Source organism: Oribacterium sp. FC2011, assembly GCF_000701645.1.
In the GTDB taxonomy this organism is placed as follows: domain Bacteria; phylum Bacillota; class Clostridia; order Lachnospirales; family Lachnospiraceae; genus Oribacterium.
The window spans coordinates 1-22152 of record NZ_JNJM01000008.1; the positions used below are offsets into that span (position 1 = coordinate 1).

A 22152-nucleotide genomic window follows, 5' to 3' on the forward strand; every position below is an offset into this window, starting at 1 on the left:
GAGAATCACTAGGTTTCATCTCTCGCTCGTTCGACTTGCATGTGTTAGGCACGCCGCCAGCGTTCATCCTGAGCCAGGATCGAACTCTCATATTAAATACGAAAGAGATTTCTCTCTTTTAAGTTCTTCCCGTTCAGAACTAAAAGCTTGGCTTTATTTGTTCTGTCCGTTTTCTTTACTGCGATTGTATTTTCGCTTTAGACCTTTTTGGTCTCGCTTCAGATCTTTAAAGATCCTCCGCTTCTGAATCTTCTTTATAGAATCTTCAGGGTCTGTGTATTAATCGATCTTTGATTTTCAAGGTTCTGTTGAGATTTTTAAAATCCCGAGCGCAGAGGGTGGGGTTCGAACCCACGTGCCCTTGCGGACAAACGGTTTTCAAGACCGCCTCGTTATGACCACTTCGATACCTCTGCATATTAAATTTTTACTTAAATAATATTGGTTTAAGTAATTTGTCGTTTTTGGCGACTTGCTTAATATATACTATCCCACTTTTCCCGTCAAGACTTTTTTAGAAAAAATTCATCTTTTGAAAATTAAATAAAAAAAGCAGTTCCCTCTAACTGATGTTTTGGGAACTGCTTTTAATCAAAGATTATTTTAATCTCTGAATTTTATTTCTCCTGTGGAAGCATCCATGGAATCTACAATTGCAAGAGACTCCAGTCTATAGCCCATGTTCCGGATTATCTGACCGCCATTCTGGAAGCCTTTTTCGATAGCTATTCCTATGCCTGAAACAGATGCTCCTGCCTGATTTATTATAGATATAAGACCCTGCAGAGCACATCCGTTTGCAAGGAAATCATCTATGATGAGAACCTTATCATCTTTGTTCAGGAATTTTTTCGACACTATAACAAGATTCTTGTTCTTATGGGTAAAGGATTCTACTTCTGCCGTATACATTTCACCATCAAGGTTTACACTCTTAGACTTTTTGGCAAATACAACAGGTACTCCGAAATGCCTTGCGACAACACAGGCTATGCCTATTCCGGAGGCTTCGATAGTCAGAATCTTATTGATTTCGATACCTTCAAATCGCTTTGCCCATTCTTTGCCCATTTGATCAAATAAATTGACATCAAGCTGATGATTAAGGAAACTGTCCACTTTAAGAATGTTTCCTTCTTTTACTATACCGTCTTTTACTATTCTTTCTTCGAGACAATTCATATTTATACCTTCTTTATCGTTCTTCTCTGAAGTAGTTTGTTCCGAGACTCCGTGGAGGCTGATTTTCGCGTTTATTGTGTATGCTTGTTATAACAAGAACAACCAGTGTAACCACATAGGGAATCATCTTATAAAGCTCTTTGTATTCAGTATGGGTTCCTGTTGGAAGGTAAAGATACAGTATGTATAATCCTCCGAACAAAATGGAAGAAAAGATACCGACGTCGGTTTTCCATATGGTGAAGATAACGAGAGCTATTGCAAGCCATCCTCTGTCACCGAAAGCATCATTTGACCATACTCCGCAGGCATAGTCCATAACATAATATAATCCGCCCAGTCCTGCGATCATACAACCGAGGCAGGTTGCAATGTACTTATATTTAGTAACACTGATTCCTGCTGCATCAGCTGTTGCGGGATCCTCTCCTACTGCGCGAAGATGAAGGCCTGTTCTTGTCTTCTTCAGGACAAATGCTGCGATAAGAGAAATGATTATAGCCACATAAGCAAGAAATCCATATGAAAGGAATATCTTTCCGAACCAGCCTGTTTGTGAAGCCATAGGTAATGTTTTACTGAAATATGCTGAAGTTTGTGACAATGAAATCGAAGGAACATCAGCACCTGCAAGTTTGATAAGAGATCCGCCAAAGAAATTTCCGAAGCCTATTCCGAAGGTTGTCATGGCAAGACCTGTAACATTCTGATTTGAACGGAGAGTTACTGTAAGAAAGCTGTACAGAAGACCCATCAGAAAAGATCCTGCAAGTGAACAGAAAAGAGGTATAAAAACAGCAAGGAATCCGTTTAAATTGCCTGATGGAACAGACTGCTCATAAAAAAATGATCCTATAACTCCGCATATGGCTCCAACATACATAACACCGGGAATTCCGAGATTCAGATTTCCTGATTTTTCAGTTATGGTTTCTCCGGTACTTCCAAATAAAAGTGGAATGCCCTGTTGTACAGCTCTAGGAATAAAAGTAACCAGACTAAACATTATGCATTCTCCTTTCCGGAATCTTTACGAATCTTTACTTCGTATCTGATAAAGAACTCACAACCGATGATGAAGAAAAGAATAATTCCTGTCAGAATATCGGCAAAACTTTGGTTTAGTTCAAATGTTGTGGAAATCTCACTGGCACCTCTGTCCATAAAGATGATCAGAAGACTGGTAAAGATCATTCCGATAGGATGGAATTTGGCAAGCCAGGATACCATAACAGCTGTGAATCCCTGTCCATTGGTTATGGTTGTGGTGATAGTATGATTGATACCGCCAACAAGCAGAAGTCCGGCCAATCCACAAAGTGCGCCTGAAATAAGCATTGTTCTGACAATAACCTGTTCTACCTTGATACCAACGTATCTTGCAGTGTTAAGGCTTTCACCAACAACGGAAATTTCATATCCCTGCTTTGTGTATTTAAGGTAAATATACATGCCCGCAGTGACAATGGCAGCAACAACTATACTCAGGAGATATTTGTTTCCAAAGTTCGGGAGCCAGCCGATGTTTGAATTCTGGTTAATGATTCCGATCTTTCCTGAACCTTTGGGTACCTCCCAGACTATGGTGTAGAAAGCAACAATCTGTGTTGCAATGTAATTCATCATGAGGGTTGAAAGGGTTTCATTGGTGTTCCAAAGCGCTTTGCAAATTGCAGGGATAACGCCCCATACTGCACCTGCAAATAAAGATGTCACTATCATAAGGAGAATGACAACTGCATTGGGAAGTTTATTTTCCAATGTGATCATGCAGGCTGCAGCGGCAAGACCACCCATCAATATCTGTCCTTCGCCTCCGACATTCCAGAACTGCATCTTAAATGCAGGGGTAAGAGCCAGAGAAATGATAAGCAAAACTGCCACATACTGGAGAGTTATCCAGGCTTTTCTCTGGGTTCCGAAAGCACCCTTGAAAATTGTTGCGAATATGGAGATAGGATTATCACCTGTACAGATCATAGTTACGATTCCGCATACGATAAGTGAGATCAAAATCGCAGTGATTCTGATAATCCACGCTGTCTTTCTATCTACATCTGCTCTTTTTGATATATAAAAACGAGGCTCTTTATTTTTTGCTGACATTACTTAAGCCTCTCCTTTCTGAGTCATCATGGAACCTAATGTATATTTATCGGTGGTTCTTCCGTCTACGATTCCTGTTACCTTACCTTCACAGAGTACAAGGATCCTGTCACAAAGTTCTACAAGTACATCCAGATCCTCACCTACAAATATAACAGCCGAACCACGGACCTTTTGTTGATTTATGAGGTCATATATCTGGTAGGAAGAATTAATATCCAGACCTCTTACTGCATAGGCTGTCAAAAGTACCCTTGGCTCAGAGGCGATCTCACGGCCCACAAGAACCTTCTGAACATTTCCTCCAGAAAGCTGTCTTACCGGTGTATCAACACTGGGAGTTGCCACCTGGAGCTGATCTACAACCTTTTCTGCAAGATCACGCGGAGCTTTCGTATCTGTAAAGATTTTTGAATTACCTTCTCTATAAGATCTGAGCATCATATTGTCGGCGATATTCATGTTGCCAACCAGACCCATGCCCAGTCTGTCCTCGGGAACGAAAGAAAGCTTTACACCGAGTTCTGAGATTTCTCTCGGAGACATACCCAGCAGTTCCTCTGTTCTGCCATCTCTATGGATGTATGTGATCTTTCCTTCTTTAACTATTTCAAGTCCCGCTATGGCACGAAGCAGTTCCTTCTGACCACATCCGGAAATTCCTGCTATTCCAAGGATCTCTCCTCTATTAGCAGTGAAAGAGACATTATCCAGCTTTACAACACCCTCTTCGTCTAAAACGGTGAGGTTTTCTACTTTTATACGAGGCTGCGGATCAACAGGCTCAGGTCTCTCAATGTTCAGAGAAACGGTGTGACCTACCATCATATCGGTCATTTCCTTTATGGTGGAATCTGCGGTCTTCATATCTCCGATGAATTCTCCCTGACGAAGTACTGCTACTCTGTCAGAAATACTCTGAATCTCATTAAGTTTATGGGTGATGATGACAATGGATTTGCCATCTTCCTTCATGTTCCTCATAACCTGGAAAAGGTGCTCTGTTTCCTGAGGGGTGAGAACAGCGGTGGGTTCATCCAGAATAAGAATCTCTGCTCCTCTGAAAAGTACCTTTACGATCTCAACAGTCTGTTTTTCGGAAACCGACATGTCATATATTTTTTTACTGGTGTTGATCTCGAATCCGTATTTATCGCAGATCGCTTTGATCTTTTTTTCTGCTTCCTGGAGATTCAGTTTACCTTCAAGACCAAGCACGATATTTTCAGTTGCATTGAAAATGTCGATGAGCTTGAAATGCTGGTGTACCATTCCGATGCCAAGGGCAAATGCATCCCTCGGTGAGTTGATGGTAACTTCTTTTCCGTTGATGATGATCTGACCGGCATCCGGGTGATATATACCCGAAAGCATATTCATGAGGGTAGTCTTTCCGCTTCCGTTTTCTCCGAGAAGAGACAGGATCTCACCCTTTTTTATATCGAGATTGACATTGTTGTTGGCCAGGACTGTGCCGACAAAAGTCTTTGTTATATTACGAAGTGATACTGCTATTTCGTTGTTATTCAAAACTGATGCCTTTCTGCTTTATGAATCAGGTGGGTGTAAAAAGGATCTGCCGCCGGCTTATGAAGTGCAGCACCCTCACATCCCTGTGAACGGTGTCAACATTAAAAAATGGAAACATGGGAAATCTTTGCATTAGGCAGAATATAAACCTTTGCTAAAGATTCCCCATGTTTTTTAAAAGTTATAGAATCCGGATGTCAATTAGAATGCTGTATCAAGAAGTGTGATACCATCGATCTTTAAATCAAAGTATGGAGCTGAACGGAATCCTTCACCGGACTCGTCAAAGTAGCCATCCTTGATAACCTCTGTGTCAGCTGTGTAGTCAGCATCTGTATCTACATCAGCCATGTAGGATGTAAGAGCTGCACCGTCAACAGTGAAGGTGTTTGTATCAAATACGTGAACTGCGCCTGACTTAAGATCCTCTTCTGCCTTTGCGATGGCGTCTGCAGTACCTTCAGCAGCTGCAGTTCCAAGCTCTGTAAGTACTACTGAACCTGTCTCAAGAGTTCCGGTCCAGTCAGTTGCGATCTCAGTTCCGTTTTCAACTGAATCAATGATGTATGCATAGTAAGGAGCCCAGTCGATCTTTGATGAAACGATGAATGTGTTAGGACATGCAGAAGCGGTACTTCCGTTGTAGGAAACGTCAGGAACACCTGCCTTTTCACAAGCTGTAGGAGCACCCATGGAATCAGCATGCTGAGAGATAAGAACGCAGCCATTTTCGATGAGCTTGTTTGCGCCTTCCTTCTCTGCTGTCTCATCATACCATGAACCTGTGAAGGTAACTTCCATGGTTGTTGAAGGACATACAGAACGTGCTCCAAGGAAGAATGATGTGTAGCCAGAGATAACCTCTGCATAAGTATAAGCACCGATGTAACCCATCTTAGCCTGATCTTCGGTGATGGCACCACTCTCGATCATTTCATTAAGCTTCATACCTGCAGCAATACCTGCAAGATAACGACCCTCGAAGATGGTTGCAAATGCGTTGTGATAGTTTGAAAGACCCTCTGTATGAGCCTTTGTTCCTGTAGCGTGGCAGAACTGAACTTCAGGATATTCCTTAGCTGCCTCGATCATATAATCTTCGTGACCAAAAGAATCAGCGAAAACGATGCTGCATCCTGCATCTGCAAGCTCACAGGCAGCTTCATAGCACTCCTGTCCTTCAGGAATATTGGTTTTGAAAACAGCTGTTACGCCTGCTTTTTCGCAGGCTCTTGTAGCTGCCTCGATAAAGTTAAGGTCATATGTTGAGTTTTCATCGTGTAAGAATATAAAGCCGACTTTGAGGTCTGATGCAGCTTTCTTGTCAGAGCCTGCAGCTTCTGTTGCTTTTTCTCCGGAACCGTTTGCATCTGCTGCTGCGGTTGTTGCATTTGCAGAAGATCCGTTCTCACTCTGGCTTGAACATGCAACAGATGACAGCATCATGGATGCAAGCAGAACAGATGACATAATTTTTTTGAATCTTTTCATTGGTACTTCTCCTTTGTAAAAACTCGAAACAAAGACCATTTAACAGGATGCTTTTGCATTGATACTGAGTCTTTTTTGAAAATCGAGCATGGATTTTTATTCCTATGCTCACCCGTGCACTGCCGGTCTGCAAAGCATACAGCTTCCTTACTGCAGCTTTGTGAAAATAAAAAAAGACGTAGAATCAATGCTTCTACGCCTTTTCAATCCGACATATTTAACCACTGAAAAACATTTCAGCTGAATACTGAATCGAAAATTCGATAGTCCGGTAATTTACGGCAACCGGGTAGAAACATCAAATCCATATTATTTGACCTATATCGATTAATCTCATCCATGGTAACAGAGTGAATTTATTAATTCAAGCTGTTTATAATATTATGTCAGTTTTATTAAAAAATTAATAAATATCAATGTTCCTTTTGTGACATTCGGCAAAAGTTGCACAGAGGGATTCTGACGGGTCCGGCGTGAAAAAACTTTTCATAACTGTTCGTAGCGCCGAATCAAATGGCGGAACGGAGTTTGATATAAATTATCAAGTAACAGCTTACCTTGACAGATACAGCTCTGCTATTTTGATATCCTCAGGAGTCGTTATCTTAATGTTCTCATAGGAGCCTGCCACTATCTTGACTCTTGTGCCTGTGTAGGCTTCAACCACCATGGCATCATCTGTCACAGGAATCATAAGCCGTCCTGCCTTTTCCTGATCAATAAGCTTTGCGTAAGCATTGTAGATCAAGGAAAAATCAAAGCTCTGAGGTGTTTCCATGAGCCATACCGAGCTTCGTTCGGGGGTGGATTTTACAAAATGATCTTCATCGAGGATTTTGATGGTATCTTTTACGGGCATACCGATTGCGGTTGCATGGTACTTGGCGGCATAACGGATAGAGTCATCGATTATCGGATCTGTCAGCATTGGCCGTGCACAGTCGTGGATAAGAACTATGGGATCATTTTCGCATGAAGCTGAATCCGTGTCGATATGCTCGATTGATCTGATCTCAGCCAATCCGTTGTAAACAGAATTATAGCGCTCCTTTCCGCCCGGAATAATGGCACAGAGCTTAGACAAAGGGCCGGTCAAAGATTTCATGTAGGGTATGTCCTCTTCGGAAGTGGTTATGATGATTCCGTCTACACTTGGGTGCCGGTCAAATTTTTCTGCACTCCATGCAAAAAGAGGCTTGCCAAGAATCTCCATAAACTGTTTTTTCTGTTTGCTATGCATACGTCTTCCGCTGCCTGCAGCCAATACTATAGCGTAGACTTTTCTTCCTTCGTACATGGATACCTCCTCTGTAAACTATTGTTTTTCACCATTTATATATGACATTCGGATGCAGATCTATCCGACCGCTCTGATATCTTCTTTTTGTATTTTGATTATACAACATAATTAATTGCCAAAGAATTCGTAAATAAAAAACTCTGAGAAAAACATGCAAAAACAAAGGTGCATATACTTCTCAGAGTTAATTGTCGTTTAACGGGCTTACCTTTCTCCAAGTTTAAGTCCCGGGCAGGCGTTCAGGTCCAGACCGTCTTTGCGGCCTTTCAAAAATTCATAATATCCGGCACAGCCGATCATGGCAGCATTGTCCGTACAAAGCACCGGGCTTGGCCGGTAGAAAGATATACCATTATCGTCACATTCGCTTTCAAGCCTTGAGCGGATATGTGAGTTGGAAGCAACACCTCCGGCTATGGCGAGTTTTTTATATCCCCTTTCTTTGCAGAGACCTATGGCTCTTGAAACCAGAGAGTCGGTTACTGCCTCCTGGAATGAAGCACAAAGATCGGGAACATTGATGGTTTCTTCTTTCATCTTAGCCTTGTTGATATAGTTGAGAACGGCTGATTTGATTCCGGAAAATGAAAAATCGTATGGATTATCCGCAACTGTTCCTCTTGGGAAATCTATGGCATGAGGATCACCGCTTCTTGCGGCTTTATCTATCTTGGGCCCTCCCGGATATCCTAGGCCCACGGCTCTTGCAACTTTGTCGAATGCTTCCCCCGCAGCATCGTCACGGGATCTTCCGACTATTTCATATTTTCCGTAATCTTCCACCACTACAAGATGTGTATGTCCGCCGGATACGATAAGGCAGGCAAAGGGCGGTTCGAGATCCTTGTTCTCTATATAGTTAGCACTGATATGCCCTTCGATATGATGTATACCTACAAGTGGTTTGTTTAATGCAAAACTGAGGGCTTTTGCTTCGGCAACTCCAACGAGCAGTGCTCCCACGAGACCAGGTCCGTAAGTTACAGCGATGGCGTCAATATCGTCAAAGGTGCAGTCAGCTTCCTTAAGGGCAAGTGAGATAACATCATCGATTTTTTCTATGTGCTTTCGTGAAGCAATCTCGGGAACGACACCGCCGTATTCGGTGTGAATGGCTATCTGTGATGATATGATATTTGAACGTACCTCGCGACCGTTTCTTATGACAGCCGCAGCTGTTTCATCACAGCTGGATTCTATTCCCAAAATATTGATATCCTTCATTGTTCAGTCTCCCGGGGTTCAGAAAAAAAGATTACCTGTTCTCTGAACCCGTATTTAAAAACATTATTTTTGACAGCATGAAAACGGCATGACAATAACTCTGAAGGTCCCGTTCTCAAGCTTCTTTTTCTTCGTCATCAAAGGTAAGATCTTTTGTCCATCCGTCACGTGCAAACTTTACCGGGAAAATCTTCCATATGTCGTCCTTATAGATATCGGGACGCATTTCACTTGGAGAATAGTGTGTGAACCACATCTCCCGGGGCTTTGCTTCGGCGCCGATTGCCGCAGCTTCATACATCATCATATGTTTGTTTTTCTTTGCATTTTCAAGCTTGTCACGTTCTCCGTACATGCCCTCGCATATAAAGAGGTCTGCATCCTTGGCCATTTCTGTAATCGTCGGCGTCGGACGGGTGTCTGTGCAGTAGGTAACACTAAGTCCCCGTCTGGCAGCCCCCATGACCATATCAGGGGTGTAAATGACATTGTCCTCTGCGGTTATGGTCTCTCCGTGCTGCAGCTTATTCCAGTATTTAAGAGGTATATTCTGCTCTTTTGCTTTTGCTGCATCAAATTTACCCAGGCGTCTGATGCTTACCTTATAGCCATAACAGGTTACCTTGTGATTGACTTTAAATGCATCGATAACAAAGGGACCAAACTCCAGCTGTTGAACACTTTCCTCAAGTTCATGATATATGAGCTCAAAGGGAAGCTCTGGTGCAACTATGCGAAGTCCATCCACAACTCTTTTAAGCCCCTTCGGACCCACAAGGTGTATGGGTTCTGTCCTCTCGGAATTGCCGATAGACAGAAGCATTCCGGGTAATCCCGATATGTGGTCTGCGTGAAAATGTGTAAAGCAGATCAGATCTATAGGTTTTGGCGACCAGGATTTCTCCTTCATGGCTATCTGTGTACCTTCGCCGCAGTCGATAAGCATATTGCTTCCGCTGCATCTGAGCATAAGGCTTGTAAGCCATCGGTTTGGAAGAGGCATCATGCCCCCTGTTCCAAGTAAACAAAGATCAAGCATATATTAAAATCCTTTATTTTTTGTATAAGTTTAGCTGCATGATGATGGCATCATCAACCGGATCCCTGTAGTAGCTTTTTCTTACGTAGAGCTCCTTAAAACCTAATTTCTGGTACAGTGCTCTGGCAGGAGTATTGCCGGCACGGACTTCGAGAAAAATGACTGAAGCTTTTTCTGTCAGGGCTGTCTGTATCATCTTCTGCATAAGTGTTTCGCCTATACCGTTTCTTCGCATATCGGGAGAAACACAAATATTTTCGATTTCTGCTTCGGGACCCAGAAGTCGTAAAACAGAGTAGCCTGCAAGATTGTTCATAAAGCTTTCCTGATCTGAAGTATTAACCGGCTGCTTATGGACAACCATTGGATAGTCATAATCCGAAGAAAGGGCAGTTTCAAAGTCCTTTGAACTCCATGCCATTTTGCCGAAAGATAATCTCTCCAGTGCAAGTACTTCCGGAAGGTCCAGTATGTCCATAAAATCTATATCGTTGAAAGTGATCATAATTCAAATCTCAATAAAGTGATCCACACGTAATCTTTAATCAAACATAATTGTAAAGTCACTGCACCATGAACGAGAGAGACTGTTTATAATAAGAATGGCAGTATAATGAAATCAGAGATTCTCCGGTATGGACTCATCTTCGTATCCGGAACCCTCTCCTATTTTATAGTTACGGGCTGCAAGAACATCCTCGGCAGAGGTCTTTTTAAGCTTGTTTGGATCATCATGAGTGATATCGAATTCCCTGAGACCTGAAGCCTCTTTCTCGCGTTCTGCCTGCGGCTTTCGTATATAGCTGAGACGGAAATCCTTTCCGCTTACGGTCTCTCCGGCTTTCAGCTTTTCCATACCTGTCAATGCCACCGATGAGGCTCGTTGGAGAAGATTCTGAGGTGCGGCAAAACCAAAGGCTACAGTCAGATGTTCCATAAGATAATCTCTGTATACAGGTACGGCATCACCAAGGAACAGATGACGACCGCCGGCTTTGTTGATTTTCTCGGCCAGCTCATCTATGCCTATAGCCTCCTCTTCGCCCACCAGTGTGCCATTAAGGAAAGCTCCTGTATAAACCTGCTTACGGCGTGCATCCATGATGGGATGAACATATAATGCATCCTTGTCTGTTGCTGTCCCTGCTTCTCCGGAGGTTTTGCTGCCTGAAGAAATGCCTCCCATATCGGAAACATTTTTTGCAAGGCCTTCCAGAGTGCTGACCTCTATAAGAGGGATTCCGTAACCAAGAGCAAGACCCTTTGCTGTTGAAGCTCCGATACGAAGACCGGTGAAAGAGCCGGGACCTGCACTGACTGCGATGGCATCAAGATCTGAGACACTTCGTCCGGTACGCGAAAAAATCTCAGCCACCATAGGTAACAGTGTCTGAGAATGTGTAAGTCCTATATTGGCGGAATACTCTGAAAGCACAAGATTGTCTTCTATAAGCGCACATGACGCAGTATGTCCTGATGAATCTATACCTAAAACCAACATGTTTTTCTATCCATTTCTATAGATCAATACTCTATTCTTCTGTAATCGAATCCTTTATCCAGATCCTTCTTGATGCGAACCCAGTGAGCTTCTTCGGGAATCAGCTCCTCGATCAGCTCCGGCCATTCAATGATGGAGACACCCTTCCCGTAAAAATAGTCTTCATAACCGATTTCTTCCATTTCGGAGGGGTCGCCGATTCTGTAAACATCAAAATGATAGAGAGGGATACGGCCGTAGTATTCCTTTACTATGGTGAAGGTGGGCGAATTAACATAATCGTCAATGCCCAACCCCTCGGCAAAGCCCTGGGTAAAGACTGTTTTGCCGACGCCAAGGTCGCCATCCAGGCAAATGATATCGCCCGGTTTTGCAGCTTCACCCATTTTTTTGCCAAATGCGAAGGTGTCCTCCGCAGAATTACTTTCAAAAATCATTTTAAGCTTCTTTCTAGGTTTCTTTCTCGGTACGGATAAAGTGGAATATGCGTCGGCCTGTTTTAGCCTCAAAGGCCTTTACATTATCCAGGAAGTCATCCTCGAACATAACATCTGTAAGAAGTGCAAACTCATCGGTTCGGTTATCTAATACTATAGGCTTAAGCTCGGAATCTTCGTTAAGGAAATACTCTCTGAGGTCAGCTTCGATATCAGAGGATGTGCCTTCTACTCTTATAAAATATGAAAAGGCATTGGAACCCATGGGCTCTATCTCAAGCATATTTTCGGACCAGCCGATTCCCTGGAATTCGTTTTTATGGCGTACTGCGGCAATTATGTCGGAAACAACTGCACTTGCGGTTGGAAGCTTGCCGGCGCCCATTCCGTAAAGCATGGTGGTTCCCAGGCAGTTACCTACGATGCGGATTCCGTTAAATACACCGTCAACACTGAAAAGAGGGTCTGACTTCGGGATCATCATAGGGACAACATAGGCAAAATATTTATCTTCTACCTGCTGGACAGAACCAAGAAGCTTTATGGACATGCCAAGCTCATGAGCATAGGAGAAATCAAGCTTTGAGATATCTCGGATACCCTCTGTGTAGATATCCTCATGACGGCAGCGATTACCGGATGCCATGCTGAGGAGAATGGCTGTCTTACGTGAGGTGTCAAAGCCGTCTATATCTGAAGACGGATCACGCTCTGCATAGCCGAGACGCTGAGCTTCTTCAAGAGTTTCTCCGAAATCAGCACCCTTTTCACGCATGTTTGTAAGGATGAAGTTGGTGGTTCCGTTCATGATACCGGTTATCTCGATGAGATTCTCACCGGCATAATTGTGATGTATGGTTCTGATGACCGGAATTCCTCCGCCTACTGAGGCTTCGAAATAGAAGTTACAATTATGTGCCTTGGCAATGCTTATAAGCTTTGAACCGCAGGCATCAACAAGAGCCTTGTTGGAGGTTACACAATGCTTACCCTTCTCGAGACAGGCTTTTACGAATTCGTAAGCCGGATGTATGCCGCCCATGGTTTCAACCACAAGACCAACCTCGTCATCATTCTCAATGATGGAAAAGTCATTGATGAGCTTATCGTTATCTTCAGGTATGGACTCACGGATATCAAGCACATACTTTAACTCGACAGGCTCACCGATCTTCTTTTTCAGGATTTCCTGATTTACTCTGAGAACCTCTGCCACACCAGAACCAATGGTTCCATAACCCATAATCGCAACTTTCATAAAGGACTCCTTTACATGATAAGATTTATAAGAACCATTATACCATTTTGAACAGCCTCTTGACGGGGATTTGTTCCGGGAAATCTTTAATTATGACGGATTCTCTATAATACTTTGTTATAAGAGATATGCTGTCCTTGCGACAGACAGGTATAGTTAAACCGTAGACTGTTCCTGTGCAATGATCTTCACATATTGTATGTTAGGCCAGGACTCGATATCCTGAATCATGGCATTGACATCGGAAGTGTCTTCCCGGACTTCGATGGATACAGTAAGAGTCGCAATGGAATTTACCGGGATGGACTGGTGTATGGTAAGTATGTTGGCTCTGTATTCGGAAATCTTTGAGCATATTTTTGACAGGAAACCAAGCTCATCATGCATTTGCATAACCAGAGTTACCGTCTTTCCCTTTGAGCTGTCATAAAAGGGGAAGATATCCTCTTTATATTTATAAAAGGAACTGCGGGAAATGCCTGCTTTTTCGGTTGCTTCCGCAATGGAGACCCCCTTTTCGTTTTCAAGGATACTCTTTACTTCAACAACTTTCTTTAAAACTGTCGGTAATGCTTTTGTCCGAACAACAAAATAATCGGACTCGTTATTCATTAGAAAGCCTCCAAATAAAAAACATTAACAGCACCAAATCCGGATGAAGACATAATCCTTACAGAGCCGGATAAACTCGCCCCCCCCATGTCTGTATAGTGGAGATATGAAGGTGAGTACTAAATTAGTCGTCTCCCTGGATTCTGCGGTCAGGACAGCCAAGCTGCATCCATTTAAGGTATGCAGTGATAAAGCGGTCGATATCTCCGTCAAGAACAGCGTCTGTATTGGAAGACTGTTCGCCTGAACGAAGATCCTTAACCATGCGATATGGCTGAAGAACGTAAGAACGAATCTGGGAACCCCAGCCGTTATCCTTAACTTCTCCTCTGATTCCGGCGATCATCTCTTCCTGCTCGGCCTTTTCCTTGAGATAAAGTCTTGCCTTCAGCATCTGCATAGCCTTGGCACGGTTCTGTACCTGGGATCTTTCTTCCTGGCAGGCTACTACGATACCTGTAGGGATATGGATGAGACGTACAGCGGATGAGGTCTTGTTGATGTGCTGTCCGCCGGCACCGGATGAACGGAATACTTCCATCTTAATGTCCTCGGGACGAACTTCGATGTCTATGTCTGTTTCGATATCCGGCATGATATCGCAGGATACGAAGGATGTCTGTCTCTTGCCCTGGGCATTAAACGGTGAAATACGTACAAGTCTGTGAATGCCTGCCTCTGAACGGAGATATCCGTAGGCGTACTGACCGTCGATCTCGATGGTAGCTGACTTGATGCCTGCTTCATCTCCCTCAAGGTAATCAAGAATCTTGTAGGTGAAGCCATGGCGCTCTGCCCAACGTGTGTACATACGGTAAAGCATTCCGGCCCAGTCATTGGACTCTGTTCCACCGGCTCCTGCATTGAGACGAAGGATTGCGTTCATTGTGTCATATTCACCTGAAAGAAGAAGTCTTGTGGACATGGCATCAAGCTTCTCTGTGAACTCATCAAGCATTTCCTTGACTTCGGCAACGCTTTCCTGATCATCTTCCTCTTCTGCCATCTCGATAAGTGCTCCGATATCCTCGTATGCCTGTGTGAGATCTTCGTAGGCCTTTACGTCATCCTTGAGACGACGCGCTTCTGTTGAATACTGGTTTGCAGTTTCGGGATTTGCCCAAAAATCAGGCTCTTCCATCATTCGGTCAAGCTCAACGATTCTTTTCTGTTTATTGTCAAGGTCAAGAGAAGCGCCGAGATCCTTCAGTGACTGTTCTTTGCCATTAAGTTCAAATTTGTATTGCTCTAACTCTACGATCATAGTAATTCCTTTTATTTATAAACGTTTGATAGGTGAGGACTATATTACAGTCTTTTTGGGAGACTGTAATGTTTCTATTCAGAAACTTATGAAAAAATGCCGCGAAAGTATCTTTTCGCGGCATGGTCACGGTGCGGGTTAAAGTACCGAATTGTTTCAGTTCTCCGGTTTATCGCCGGGTGCCGGGTTTGCGCCGTTCTGAGGATTCATTGCCTTTAAATACTCGTTGCGTCCATGGCACTGCTTATATTTCTTTCCTGAACCGCATGGACACGGGTCATTTGGATATACCTTACGAACCTCACGCTTTTTGGGAGCTGCGGCTACACTGTCATCACGGTTTGTACCGGTTACCTGAGCAACCTGCTCACGCTCTACCTTCTGCTCAACCTTGATGTTGTAAAGTATGCGAATGGTTTCTTCCTTAATGGCTGTGGTCATCTCCTCAAACATTGAGAAGCCCTGAATCTTGTACTCTACAAGGGGATCCTTCTGTCCGTAAGCCTGGAGACCGATACCGTCACGCATGAGATCCATATCATCGATATGGTTCATCCACTTCTGGTCGATGACTCTTAAAAGGATGACTCTTTCGATCTCACGAACCTGCTCTGGATTAGGGAAATCAGCTTCCTTCTGCTCATAAAGCTTGATTGCTTCCTCTTTGAGGAGCTGCTTAAACTCGTTCTTGGTCATGGTATTGAACTGTTCTTCTGTAAGTTTAAGCTTTGGCAGAGGAATAATGGTCATCAGAGTATCGTTAAGGCCGCTGAGGTCCCAATCCTTTGCAGTGGAATCTTCTGCAACATTGGCATCAACGTAGTTCTCGATGATTTCCTGTATAAAGCTGATGATAAGAGGACGAAGGTTGTCTCCGTTGAGAACCTTTGAACGCTCATCATAGATAACATCTCTCTGTTCGTTGTTTACTTCGTCGTACTTAAGAAGGTTTTCACGGATGCCATAGTTGTTAAGCTCTATCTTCTGCTGTGCCTTTTCGATGGCATTAGAAAGCATCTTGTGATGAATCTGTTCGCCTTCTGGTACACCTAAAGCTTCAAACATGCCCATAAGACGGTCTGAACCGAAGAGTCTCATGAGATCATCCTCAAGTGAGATGAAGAACTGAGACTGTCCCGGGTCTCCCTGTCTTCCGGCACGTCCACGAAGCTGGTTGTCGATACGTCTTGATTCATGACGTTCTGTTCCGAGGATATGAAGACCGCCTGCAGCAAGTGACTCCGGATCCAACTTGATATCGGTACCACGACCTGCCATGTTGGTTGCGATGGTTACGGCGCCGTGCTGACCTGCGTCTGCTACGATAGCAGCTTCCATTTCATGGAACTTTGCGTTCAGGACATTGTGCTTGATGCCGCGTCTCTTAAGCATTCCGCTAAGGAGCTCTGAGGTGTCGATGTTGATGGTTCCGATAAGAACAGGAGCGCCTGTCTCGTGGATTCTTACTGCCTCATCAACCACAGCCTGGAATTTTTCTCTCTTTGTCTTATAAACCGCATCATCCAGGTCTACACGCTGTACCGGACGGTTTGTAGGGATACAGATAACATCCATGTAATAGATGTTACGGAACTCTTTTTCCTCTGTCTGAGCAGTACCGGTCATTCCGGCCTTCTTGTCAAACTTATTGAAGAAGTTCTGGAAGGTGATGGTTGCGAGGGTCTTGGACTCACGCTTTACCTTAACATGCTCTTTTGCTTCTATTGCCTGGTGGAGACCATCGCTGTAACGACGACCCGGCATGATACGTCCGGTAAACTCGTCTACGATGAGAATCTCGTCTTCCTTTACAACGTAGTCCTTATCACGGTGCATAAGATTGTTGGCACGAAGTGCAAGGATAACACAATGCTGGATCTCCAGGTTCTCGGGATCTGCAAGATTCTTTATATGGAAGAACTGCTCTACTTTGCGAACACCTTCCTGAGTGAGGTTTACAGTCTTCTCTTTTTCGTTAACGATAAAGTCACCGGTTTCTTCGATCTCTTCTCCGAGGATGGCATCGAGTTTATTGAACTCGGCTGATTCTTCACCTCTCTGAAGCTGTTTTGCAAGTATATCGCAAACCTCATAGAGCTTTGTGGACTTGCCGGACTGGCCGGAAATGATAAGAGGTGTACGTGCTTCGTCGATAAGAACGGAGTCGACCTCGTCGATGATGCAGTAGTGGAGGCCACGAAGAACCTGCTGGTTCTTATATACTGCCATGTTGTCACGAAGGTAGTCGAAACCGAGCTCGTTGTTGGTAACATATGTAATGTCACAGTTGTAAGCCTGCTGACGCTGCTCTGTTGTCATGGAATTGAGGACAACACCAACCTTGAGTCCAAGAAACTCATGGATACGTCCCATCCACTCAGAGTCACGCTTAGCGAGGTAGTCATTGACGGTTACGATATGAACGCCCTTTCCTTCAAGTGCGTTTAAGTATGCAGGTGCTGTGGAAACAAGGGTTTTACCTTCACCTGTTCTCATCTCTGCGATACGGCCCTGGTGAAGTACTACTCCACCGATAAGCTGTACCGGGAAATGCTTCATGCCGTTTACACGTTTTCCGGCCTCACGGACAGTGGCAAATGCTTCCGGGAGGATGTCATCCAATGTTTCTCCGTTGGCAAGGCGCTCTTTGAATTTTGCTGTCTGTGCTTTCAGTTCTTCATCTGACATGGCAGTCATCTGCTCGTCATATGAAAGTATTTTATTAACGATTGGCTCAATTCTCTTAAGCTCGCGTTCAGAGTGGGTACCGAAAACCTTCTCAAATAAACTCATCTATATACTCCTTAATAACCGTGTGCAGGTTTATAATCACACACTTTTAACTCTACTTTCGGCTATAACCATGAAATTCTATCACTAACCTCTTTTTTTTTCAAGACGGGCGGGAAAGTTTAGAGATATTTAAGTTTAGTGAAATGGGTCGCAGGGCGGAGCCGGTGGGCATCCATCTAAATACGAGTCGCTGCTGCGGAAAAATCTCAAATCGGACCTCTAAGAGGCAGTAGGCCCTCGCCAATGTCAGAGTTCTCTTTATGACAACTCTGACTTGGCGAGGGGGCTAAGGAAAAAAGAAGCCAACTGCCTCTAAGAGGTCCGATTTGGATTTTTCACGCCGCAGCTCAACGTATATAGATGGATACCCACCGACTCCGCCCTGCTTACGTTTAGGTTGAACTATTATTGTGCTTTCTTCGTGCTTGCGTTTTCGTGAGTTGAAGGAATGGTGAAAATAACATCTTTACTTTCGCCCGGTTGTAAGAGGACTTTTTCGAAGGCGATGAGTTCTCTCACCTGGGCTTTTTTGTTGTCACCGAAGATCAGGATGGTTTCGGCGCCTTCTCTGCTGCCGGTGTTGGTTACGGTGAGGGTTAAGGTGCTGCCTTCGAGCTTTTCATTATTATAGGAGAAGGTTGTGTAGGAAAGTCCGTGGCCGAAGGGGAACAGTACAGGGATGTTGTGCTTGTCGGTGTACTTGTAGCCGATTTCGTAGCCTTCCTTATAATGTACGGTATCTTTGCGACCGAAGTCTCCTACGCTGAAAGCGGAGCAGTCCTTGAGATCAAGATAAAAGGTTTCCGGGAGTTTTCCTGACGGGTTAATGTCTCCGAAGATGGTGCGGGCAAGGGCTCTTCCGCCTTCGCATCCGTTGTAGTAGGACCAGAGAACGGTGTCTGCCTTGTCTATCCAGGAGCTCATGTCTACTGAGCTTCCGCTGATGAGGACGATGACTGCGTCTTTTCTTAGTTCAAGGATGGAATTGATAAGTTCATCCTGTCCGTAGGGAAGCTTCATGTCGGGTTTGTCAAAGCCTTCTCTGTCAAGTACATGGTTGAGACCGCCTACGTAGATGACGCTGTCATAGTTGTTCTCTCTTAATGCTTTGAGTACCTCTTCTCTCTTTTCCTCGGAGACTTTTTTGAGCTGGTCATTGCTCTCCACATCTACTTTTTCGAGACTGTTTTCCTGCCAGTTGATTTCGGTGCTGTCGGGAGCAATGTCTGCGTCGTAGCCTGACAGATAGTCGATCTTTGTGTTTCCGCCCAGGAGTTCCCTGAGACCAAGGAGAGGATTTATTTCATAAAGTGCTTTTATCTCTGCGCTTCCACCGCCGAGGCTGTGCTGCCTTATGGCATTATCACCTACAACGAGGATGCGTCGCTGTTTTTCCGGATCCAGAGGAAGGACGTGGCTTTCGTTTTTGAGGAGCACCAGAGACTCTGCTGCGATCTTTGCTGCGGTTTTATGGTGCTCATCTGTGTTGTAGGAACCTTTTTGTCTCTTTCCGGAAAGCATATGGAGCTTATCCATGAGAAGAAGGAGTCGGAAAACCTTCTTATCTATAACACTCTCGTCTATCTTCTTTTCCTGAACCATCTTTTTGAGAGGCTCGGCGAAACAGTATTCGTCGAAGTTGTCTGTTACGGACATTTCCAGGTCACAGCCTGCGGTGGCTGCTTTTTCGGTGTCGTGGACTCCGCCCCAATCGGAGATCACAACACCGTCATAGTTCCACTCTTCACGTAGGATCGTGTCAAGAAGGAACTTGTTTTCGCAGCAGTAGTCACCGTAAACACGGTTGTAGGCTCCCATTACAGAGCCGGCGCCGCCTTCAAGCAGGACTCTTCTGAAAACCTCGAGATAAGTGTCTCTGAAGATTTCCTCGTCTATCTCGGAGTCCACACCCATTCTTTCGGTTTCCTGGTTATTTAAAGCAAAATGCTTGACGCAGGCAGCCACATCATTTTCCTGTACACCCTTTACGAACTCGATGGCGAGCTCAGAAGTGAGATATCCATCCTCGCTGAAGTACTCGAAGTTTCTTCCGCAAAGAGGGCTTCTTTTGAGATTTATTCCCGGAGCAAGGATAATGTCTTTGCCTCTGCCACGGGCCTCCGCGCCGAGAACATTACCCTCATCATGAGCAAGGGCCCTGTTGAAGGTGCTGGCGAGTGCACTGTTGCAGGGAAGGTAGGTCACGAGATCATCCTGGTAGTTGAGGGATATCCATTTGCTGTCATAAAACTCTCCTCTTACGCCCATGGGACCGTCGGAGGTGATGAGCGGAGGAACACCAAAACGCTCAACTCCGTCATTGTGAAAGAATCCGCTTCCGTGAAGCATGCCGATCTTTTCGTCCAGAGTCATCTTCTGAACGAGCTCTTCTATCTGTTCTTTAGTCATAGTTTCATCCTTTGCAATGTTTAACAATATGTTTTCATAAGACGGGACCATCCCAGCCATGACTTAGGAAGTCTCGGACTAAGATGATCCCGAAGAGTTTTTACATTATCCCTTTACGGCACCTGAAGTGATACCGCCTACGATATATTTAGATAAGAAAAGATATATTACGATTACCGGGAAAATGGAGGCAGCTATCATGATATAAACCTGTCCCATATCGAATCTGAGCCAGTCGGCACCTCGTAATTGTGCGATAAGAACCGGAAGTGTCTTTTTGGAATCGGTGTGAAGAATGAGGGCCGGTGTAAAGTAGTTGTTCCAGCTGCCCACAAAACTGAAGATGACCTGAACACTGATTGCCGGCTTCAGGAGAGGCATGATGATGGTGTTGAAGGTTCTGAATTCTCCGGAACCATCGATTCTTGCTGCCTCGACCAGTGACATGGGAAGGTTGCTTGCCATGTACTGTCTGAAATAGAAATAAGTAACCGGTGAAGCTATGGAAGGGATGATGAGCGGGATAATGGTATCATCGAGCTTCATATTATTAATGAGCTGGATGAAGCCAAGGACTGTAACCTGTCCCGGGATCATCATGATGGCCAGGATGAATGCTGCTATGGCATCTCTTCCTTTGAATCTGTAGGTATTGATGGCGTAGGCTGTCATAGCTGAGAAGTATACGCAAAGGACTGAGGAACAAACAGATACTGTAAGGCTGTTTACAAACCCCTTTGCTATAGGTATGGTTCCGTTTACCAGGTTTTCCCAGTTTTCAAAGATATGAGTGCTGGGGAGCATGGTGAAACCACGGGTCATCTCTGCATGAGATCTTGTTGCGTTTATGAGAAGTATGTAAAACCATATGAGGCACAGGAATGTAAAAATGCCAAGTACCACATAGGCTATGGCTCTTCTGGTCCCGACAGGAAGGCCGCTGCTTGCATGAGTTTCCATTATTATCTCCGTTCTGCCGCCCTTTCGTCGACGGCACAGATGATGATTTGTTTTTACTAATCTCAGTTCAGTCCCTTGACCGGCGGAACTGAATGTGGTGAACAGGAATATTCACATTAATCTTTCTTTGCACTGTTTATCCTGAATACCACTAAGCTGAGTATGCCTGTGATGATAAACATATAGACTGAAAGGGCGCCGCCTATTCCGAAATTCTTACTTGTTAAGTACTGGTTCAGGTTCATGATAACTGTTGTGGTTGAACCTGCCGGTGTACCCTTTCCGTTTGTGAGGATCTGAGGAACATCGTACATCTGAAGTCCGCCGATAAGTGAAGTGATGAGAACATAGATGAAGATCGGACGGAGTATCGGCATGGTGATGCGGAAGAAAATCTGGGAAGCACTTGCTCCGTCAACTTCTGCCGCTTCGTAAAGGGAACCGTCGATTCCCAGCATGCCTGCAAGTAACAGAATGGTTGTATTACCAAACCACATAAGGAAATTCATAAGCATTATCAGTATTCTGGATGCTGCGATGCTGTTCATGAATTTGAATGGCTCTTTCAGGATGTGGAGACTTATAAGCATTTGGTTTATAGGGCCCGCATCTGCGAAAAGAGCGAAGAATAACATTGAAAATGCTGATGCCATGATAAGGTTTGGCATATAGATGACTGTCTTGAAAAAACTCTGACCTTTAAGCTTAAGGCTTGGGTCTGAGAACCAGTATGCAAGAATGAGAGCCACTGTGATCTGAGGGATAAATCCGCCTATCCACATGATAAGAGTGTTGCCGAGATATTTCCAGATTTCCGGTGATGAGAGAAGTTTTATGTAATTTTCAATTCCTACAAATCTGGGGCCGATCTGTGTCAGACCGGAATAATAGTTTTCAAAGAAACTGTTATAGATGGTCGACGCCAAAGGGATGAAGCTGAAGATTACATACACGATGAAAAACGGTATGAGAAATATATAACCCCAGCGATTATATCTGGCTGTTGTGCCGGATGCCTTCTTAGCCATGTGGAACCTCCAAAGTGG

General features: G+C 44.3%; 18 protein-coding genes, 1 tRNA gene, 1 rRNA gene and 1 riboswitch. All 20 genes read right to left on the reverse strand.

The features are described from left to right. Positions 1–95 (reverse strand): 16S ribosomal RNA (locus T357_RS21425); the annotation flags it as partial. A 235-nt stretch (positions 96–330) separates the two neighbouring features. Next, positions 331–416, reverse strand: a tRNA-Ser gene (locus T357_RS0107710). Positions 417–603: 187 nt separating this feature from the next. After that, on the reverse strand, positions 604–1182 hold the full coding sequence (locus T357_RS0107715) for a xanthine phosphoribosyltransferase (protein WP_031550569.1): 579 nt from the start codon (positions 1180–1182) through the stop codon (positions 604–606). Between the two features lie 13 nt (positions 1183–1195). Continuing rightward, positions 1196–2188, reverse strand: coding sequence for an ABC transporter permease (locus T357_RS0107720; RefSeq protein WP_031550570.1), 993 nt, complete (start codon positions 2186–2188; stop codon positions 1196–1198). Continuing rightward, a complete protein-coding gene (locus T357_RS0107725) occupies positions 2188–3288 on the reverse strand; it encodes an ABC transporter permease (RefSeq protein ID WP_031550572.1) in 1101 nt (366 codons plus the stop codon). Before T357_RS0107725 ends, T357_RS0107720 begins: the two co-directional genes overlap by 1 nt. A 3-nt stretch (positions 3289–3291) precedes the next feature. Then, positions 3292–4818: an ABC transporter ATP-binding protein gene (locus T357_RS0107730; protein ID WP_031550574.1), complete on the reverse strand. Its 1527-nt coding sequence runs from the start codon at positions 4816–4818 to the stop codon at positions 3292–3294. Between the two features lie 201 nt (positions 4819–5019). Beyond that, positions 5020–6309 (reverse strand): BMP family ABC transporter substrate-binding protein, encoded by a 1290-nt coding sequence (locus tag T357_RS0107735; protein WP_031550576.1) that lies wholly within the window; start codon positions 6307–6309, stop codon positions 5020–5022. Between the two features lie 244 nt (positions 6310–6553). Then, a riboswitch (purine riboswitch) is annotated at positions 6554–6655 on the reverse strand. A 207-nt stretch (positions 6656–6862) separates the two neighbouring features. Then, complete coding sequence (gene ispD, locus T357_RS0107740; RefSeq protein WP_031550580.1) at positions 6863–7606, reverse strand: 2-C-methyl-D-erythritol 4-phosphate cytidylyltransferase; 744 nt, start codon at positions 7604–7606, stop codon at positions 6863–6865. Between the two features lie 207 nt (positions 7607–7813). Continuing rightward, complete coding sequence (gene tsaD, locus T357_RS0107745) at positions 7814–8833, reverse strand: tRNA (adenosine(37)-N6)-threonylcarbamoyltransferase complex transferase subunit TsaD (RefSeq protein WP_031550583.1); 1020 nt, start codon at positions 8831–8833, stop codon at positions 7814–7816. A 115-nt stretch (positions 8834–8948) separates the two neighbouring features. Continuing rightward, positions 8949–9872: a ribonuclease Z gene (locus T357_RS0107750; RefSeq protein ID WP_031550585.1), complete on the reverse strand. Its 924-nt coding sequence runs from the start codon at positions 9870–9872 to the stop codon at positions 8949–8951. A gap of 13 nt (positions 9873–9885) precedes the next feature. Then, complete coding sequence (rimI, locus tag T357_RS0107755; protein WP_044916466.1) at positions 9886–10377, reverse strand: ribosomal protein S18-alanine N-acetyltransferase; 492 nt, start codon at positions 10375–10377, stop codon at positions 9886–9888. 114 nt (positions 10378–10491) lie between these two features. Then, positions 10492–11373: a tRNA (adenosine(37)-N6)-threonylcarbamoyltransferase complex dimerization subunit type 1 TsaB gene (gene tsaB / locus T357_RS0107760; RefSeq protein ID WP_031550588.1), complete on the reverse strand. Its 882-nt coding sequence runs from the start codon at positions 11371–11373 to the stop codon at positions 10492–10494. A 23-nt stretch (positions 11374–11396) separates the two neighbouring features. Continuing rightward, complete coding sequence (tsaE, locus tag T357_RS0107765) at positions 11397–11810, reverse strand: tRNA (adenosine(37)-N6)-threonylcarbamoyltransferase complex ATPase subunit type 1 TsaE (RefSeq protein WP_031550590.1); 414 nt, start codon at positions 11808–11810, stop codon at positions 11397–11399. A 13-nt stretch (positions 11811–11823) separates the two neighbouring features. Further along, on the reverse strand, positions 11824–13068 hold the full coding sequence (locus T357_RS0107770; RefSeq protein ID WP_031550593.1) for a homoserine dehydrogenase: 1245 nt from the start codon (positions 13066–13068) through the stop codon (positions 11824–11826). 156 nt (positions 13069–13224) lie between these two features. Next, positions 13225–13680, reverse strand: coding sequence for an ACT domain-containing protein (locus T357_RS0107775; protein WP_031550594.1), 456 nt, complete (start codon positions 13678–13680; stop codon positions 13225–13227). Positions 13681–13804: 124 nt separating this feature from the next. Then, positions 13805–14944, reverse strand: a complete 1140-nt coding sequence (gene prfB, locus T357_RS0107780; protein WP_330373101.1) for a peptide chain release factor 2 — start codon at positions 14942–14944, stop codon at positions 13805–13807. Between the two features lie 156 nt (positions 14945–15100). Next, positions 15101–17737 (reverse strand): preprotein translocase subunit SecA, encoded by a 2637-nt coding sequence (gene secA / locus T357_RS0107785; RefSeq protein ID WP_031550598.1) that lies wholly within the window; start codon positions 17735–17737, stop codon positions 15101–15103. Positions 17738–18142: 405 nt separating this feature from the next. Continuing rightward, on the reverse strand, positions 18143–20146 hold the full coding sequence (locus tag T357_RS0107790) for a glycoside hydrolase family 3 protein (protein WP_197027318.1): 2004 nt from the start codon (positions 20144–20146) through the stop codon (positions 18143–18145). A 105-nt stretch (positions 20147–20251) separates the two neighbouring features. Next, on the reverse strand, positions 20252–21106 hold the full coding sequence (locus T357_RS0107795) for a carbohydrate ABC transporter permease (protein WP_031550602.1): 855 nt from the start codon (positions 21104–21106) through the stop codon (positions 20252–20254). Positions 21107–21222: 116 nt separating this feature from the next. Next, positions 21223–22134 (reverse strand): carbohydrate ABC transporter permease, encoded by a 912-nt coding sequence (locus T357_RS0107800; RefSeq protein WP_031550603.1) that lies wholly within the window; start codon positions 22132–22134, stop codon positions 21223–21225. Positions 22135–22152 lie beyond the last annotated feature (18 nt).

Coding starts and splice junctions, on each gene's coding strand:
- T357_RS0107715 (WP_031550569.1), bottom strand. CDS start 1,182: ATGAATTGTCTCGAAGAAAGAATAGTAAAAGACGGTATAGTAAAAGAA.
- T357_RS0107720 (WP_031550570.1), bottom strand. CDS start 2,188: ATGTTTAGTCTGGTTACTTTTATTCCTAGAGCTGTACAACAGGGCATT.
- T357_RS0107725 (WP_031550572.1), bottom strand. CDS start 3,288: ATGTCAGCAAAAAATAAAGAGCCTCGTTTTTATATATCAAAAAGAGCA.
- T357_RS0107735 (WP_031550576.1), bottom strand. CDS start 6,309: ATGAAAAGATTCAAAAAAATTATGTCATCTGTTCTGCTTGCATCCATG.
- ispD (WP_031550580.1), bottom strand. CDS start 7,606: ATGTACGAAGGAAGAAAAGTCTACGCTATAGTATTGGCTGCAGGCAGC.
- tsaD (WP_031550583.1), bottom strand. CDS start 8,833: ATGAAGGATATCAATATTTTGGGAATAGAATCCAGCTGTGATGAAACA.
- T357_RS0107750 (WP_031550585.1), bottom strand. CDS start 9,872: ATGCTTGATCTTTGTTTACTTGGAACAGGGGGCATGATGCCTCTTCCA.
- rimI (WP_044916466.1), bottom strand. CDS start 10,377: ATGATCACTTTCAACGATATAGATTTTATGGACATACTGGACCTTCCG.
- tsaB (WP_031550588.1), bottom strand. CDS start 11,373: ATGTTGGTTTTAGGTATAGATTCATCAGGACATACTGCGTCATGTGCG.
- tsaE (WP_031550590.1), bottom strand. CDS start 11,810: ATGATTTTTGAAAGTAATTCTGCGGAGGACACCTTCGCATTTGGCAAA.
- T357_RS0107770 (WP_031550593.1), bottom strand. CDS start 13,068: ATGAAAGTTGCGATTATGGGTTATGGAACCATTGGTTCTGGTGTGGCA.
- T357_RS0107775 (WP_031550594.1), bottom strand. CDS start 13,680: ATGAATAACGAGTCCGATTATTTTGTTGTTCGGACAAAAGCATTACCG.
- prfB (WP_330373101.1), bottom strand. CDS start 14,944: ATGATCGTAGAGTTAGAGCAATACAAATTTGAACTTAATGGCAAAGAA.
- secA (WP_031550598.1), bottom strand. CDS start 17,737: ATGAGTTTATTTGAGAAGGTTTTCGGTACCCACTCTGAACGCGAGCTT.
- T357_RS0107790 (WP_197027318.1), bottom strand. CDS start 20,146: ATGACTAAAGAACAGATAGAAGAGCTCGTTCAGAAGATGACTCTGGAC.
- T357_RS0107795 (WP_031550602.1), bottom strand. CDS start 21,106: ATGGAAACTCATGCAAGCAGCGGCCTTCCTGTCGGGACCAGAAGAGCC.
- T357_RS0107800 (WP_031550603.1), bottom strand. CDS start 22,134: ATGGCTAAGAAGGCATCCGGCACAACAGCCAGATATAATCGCTGGGGT.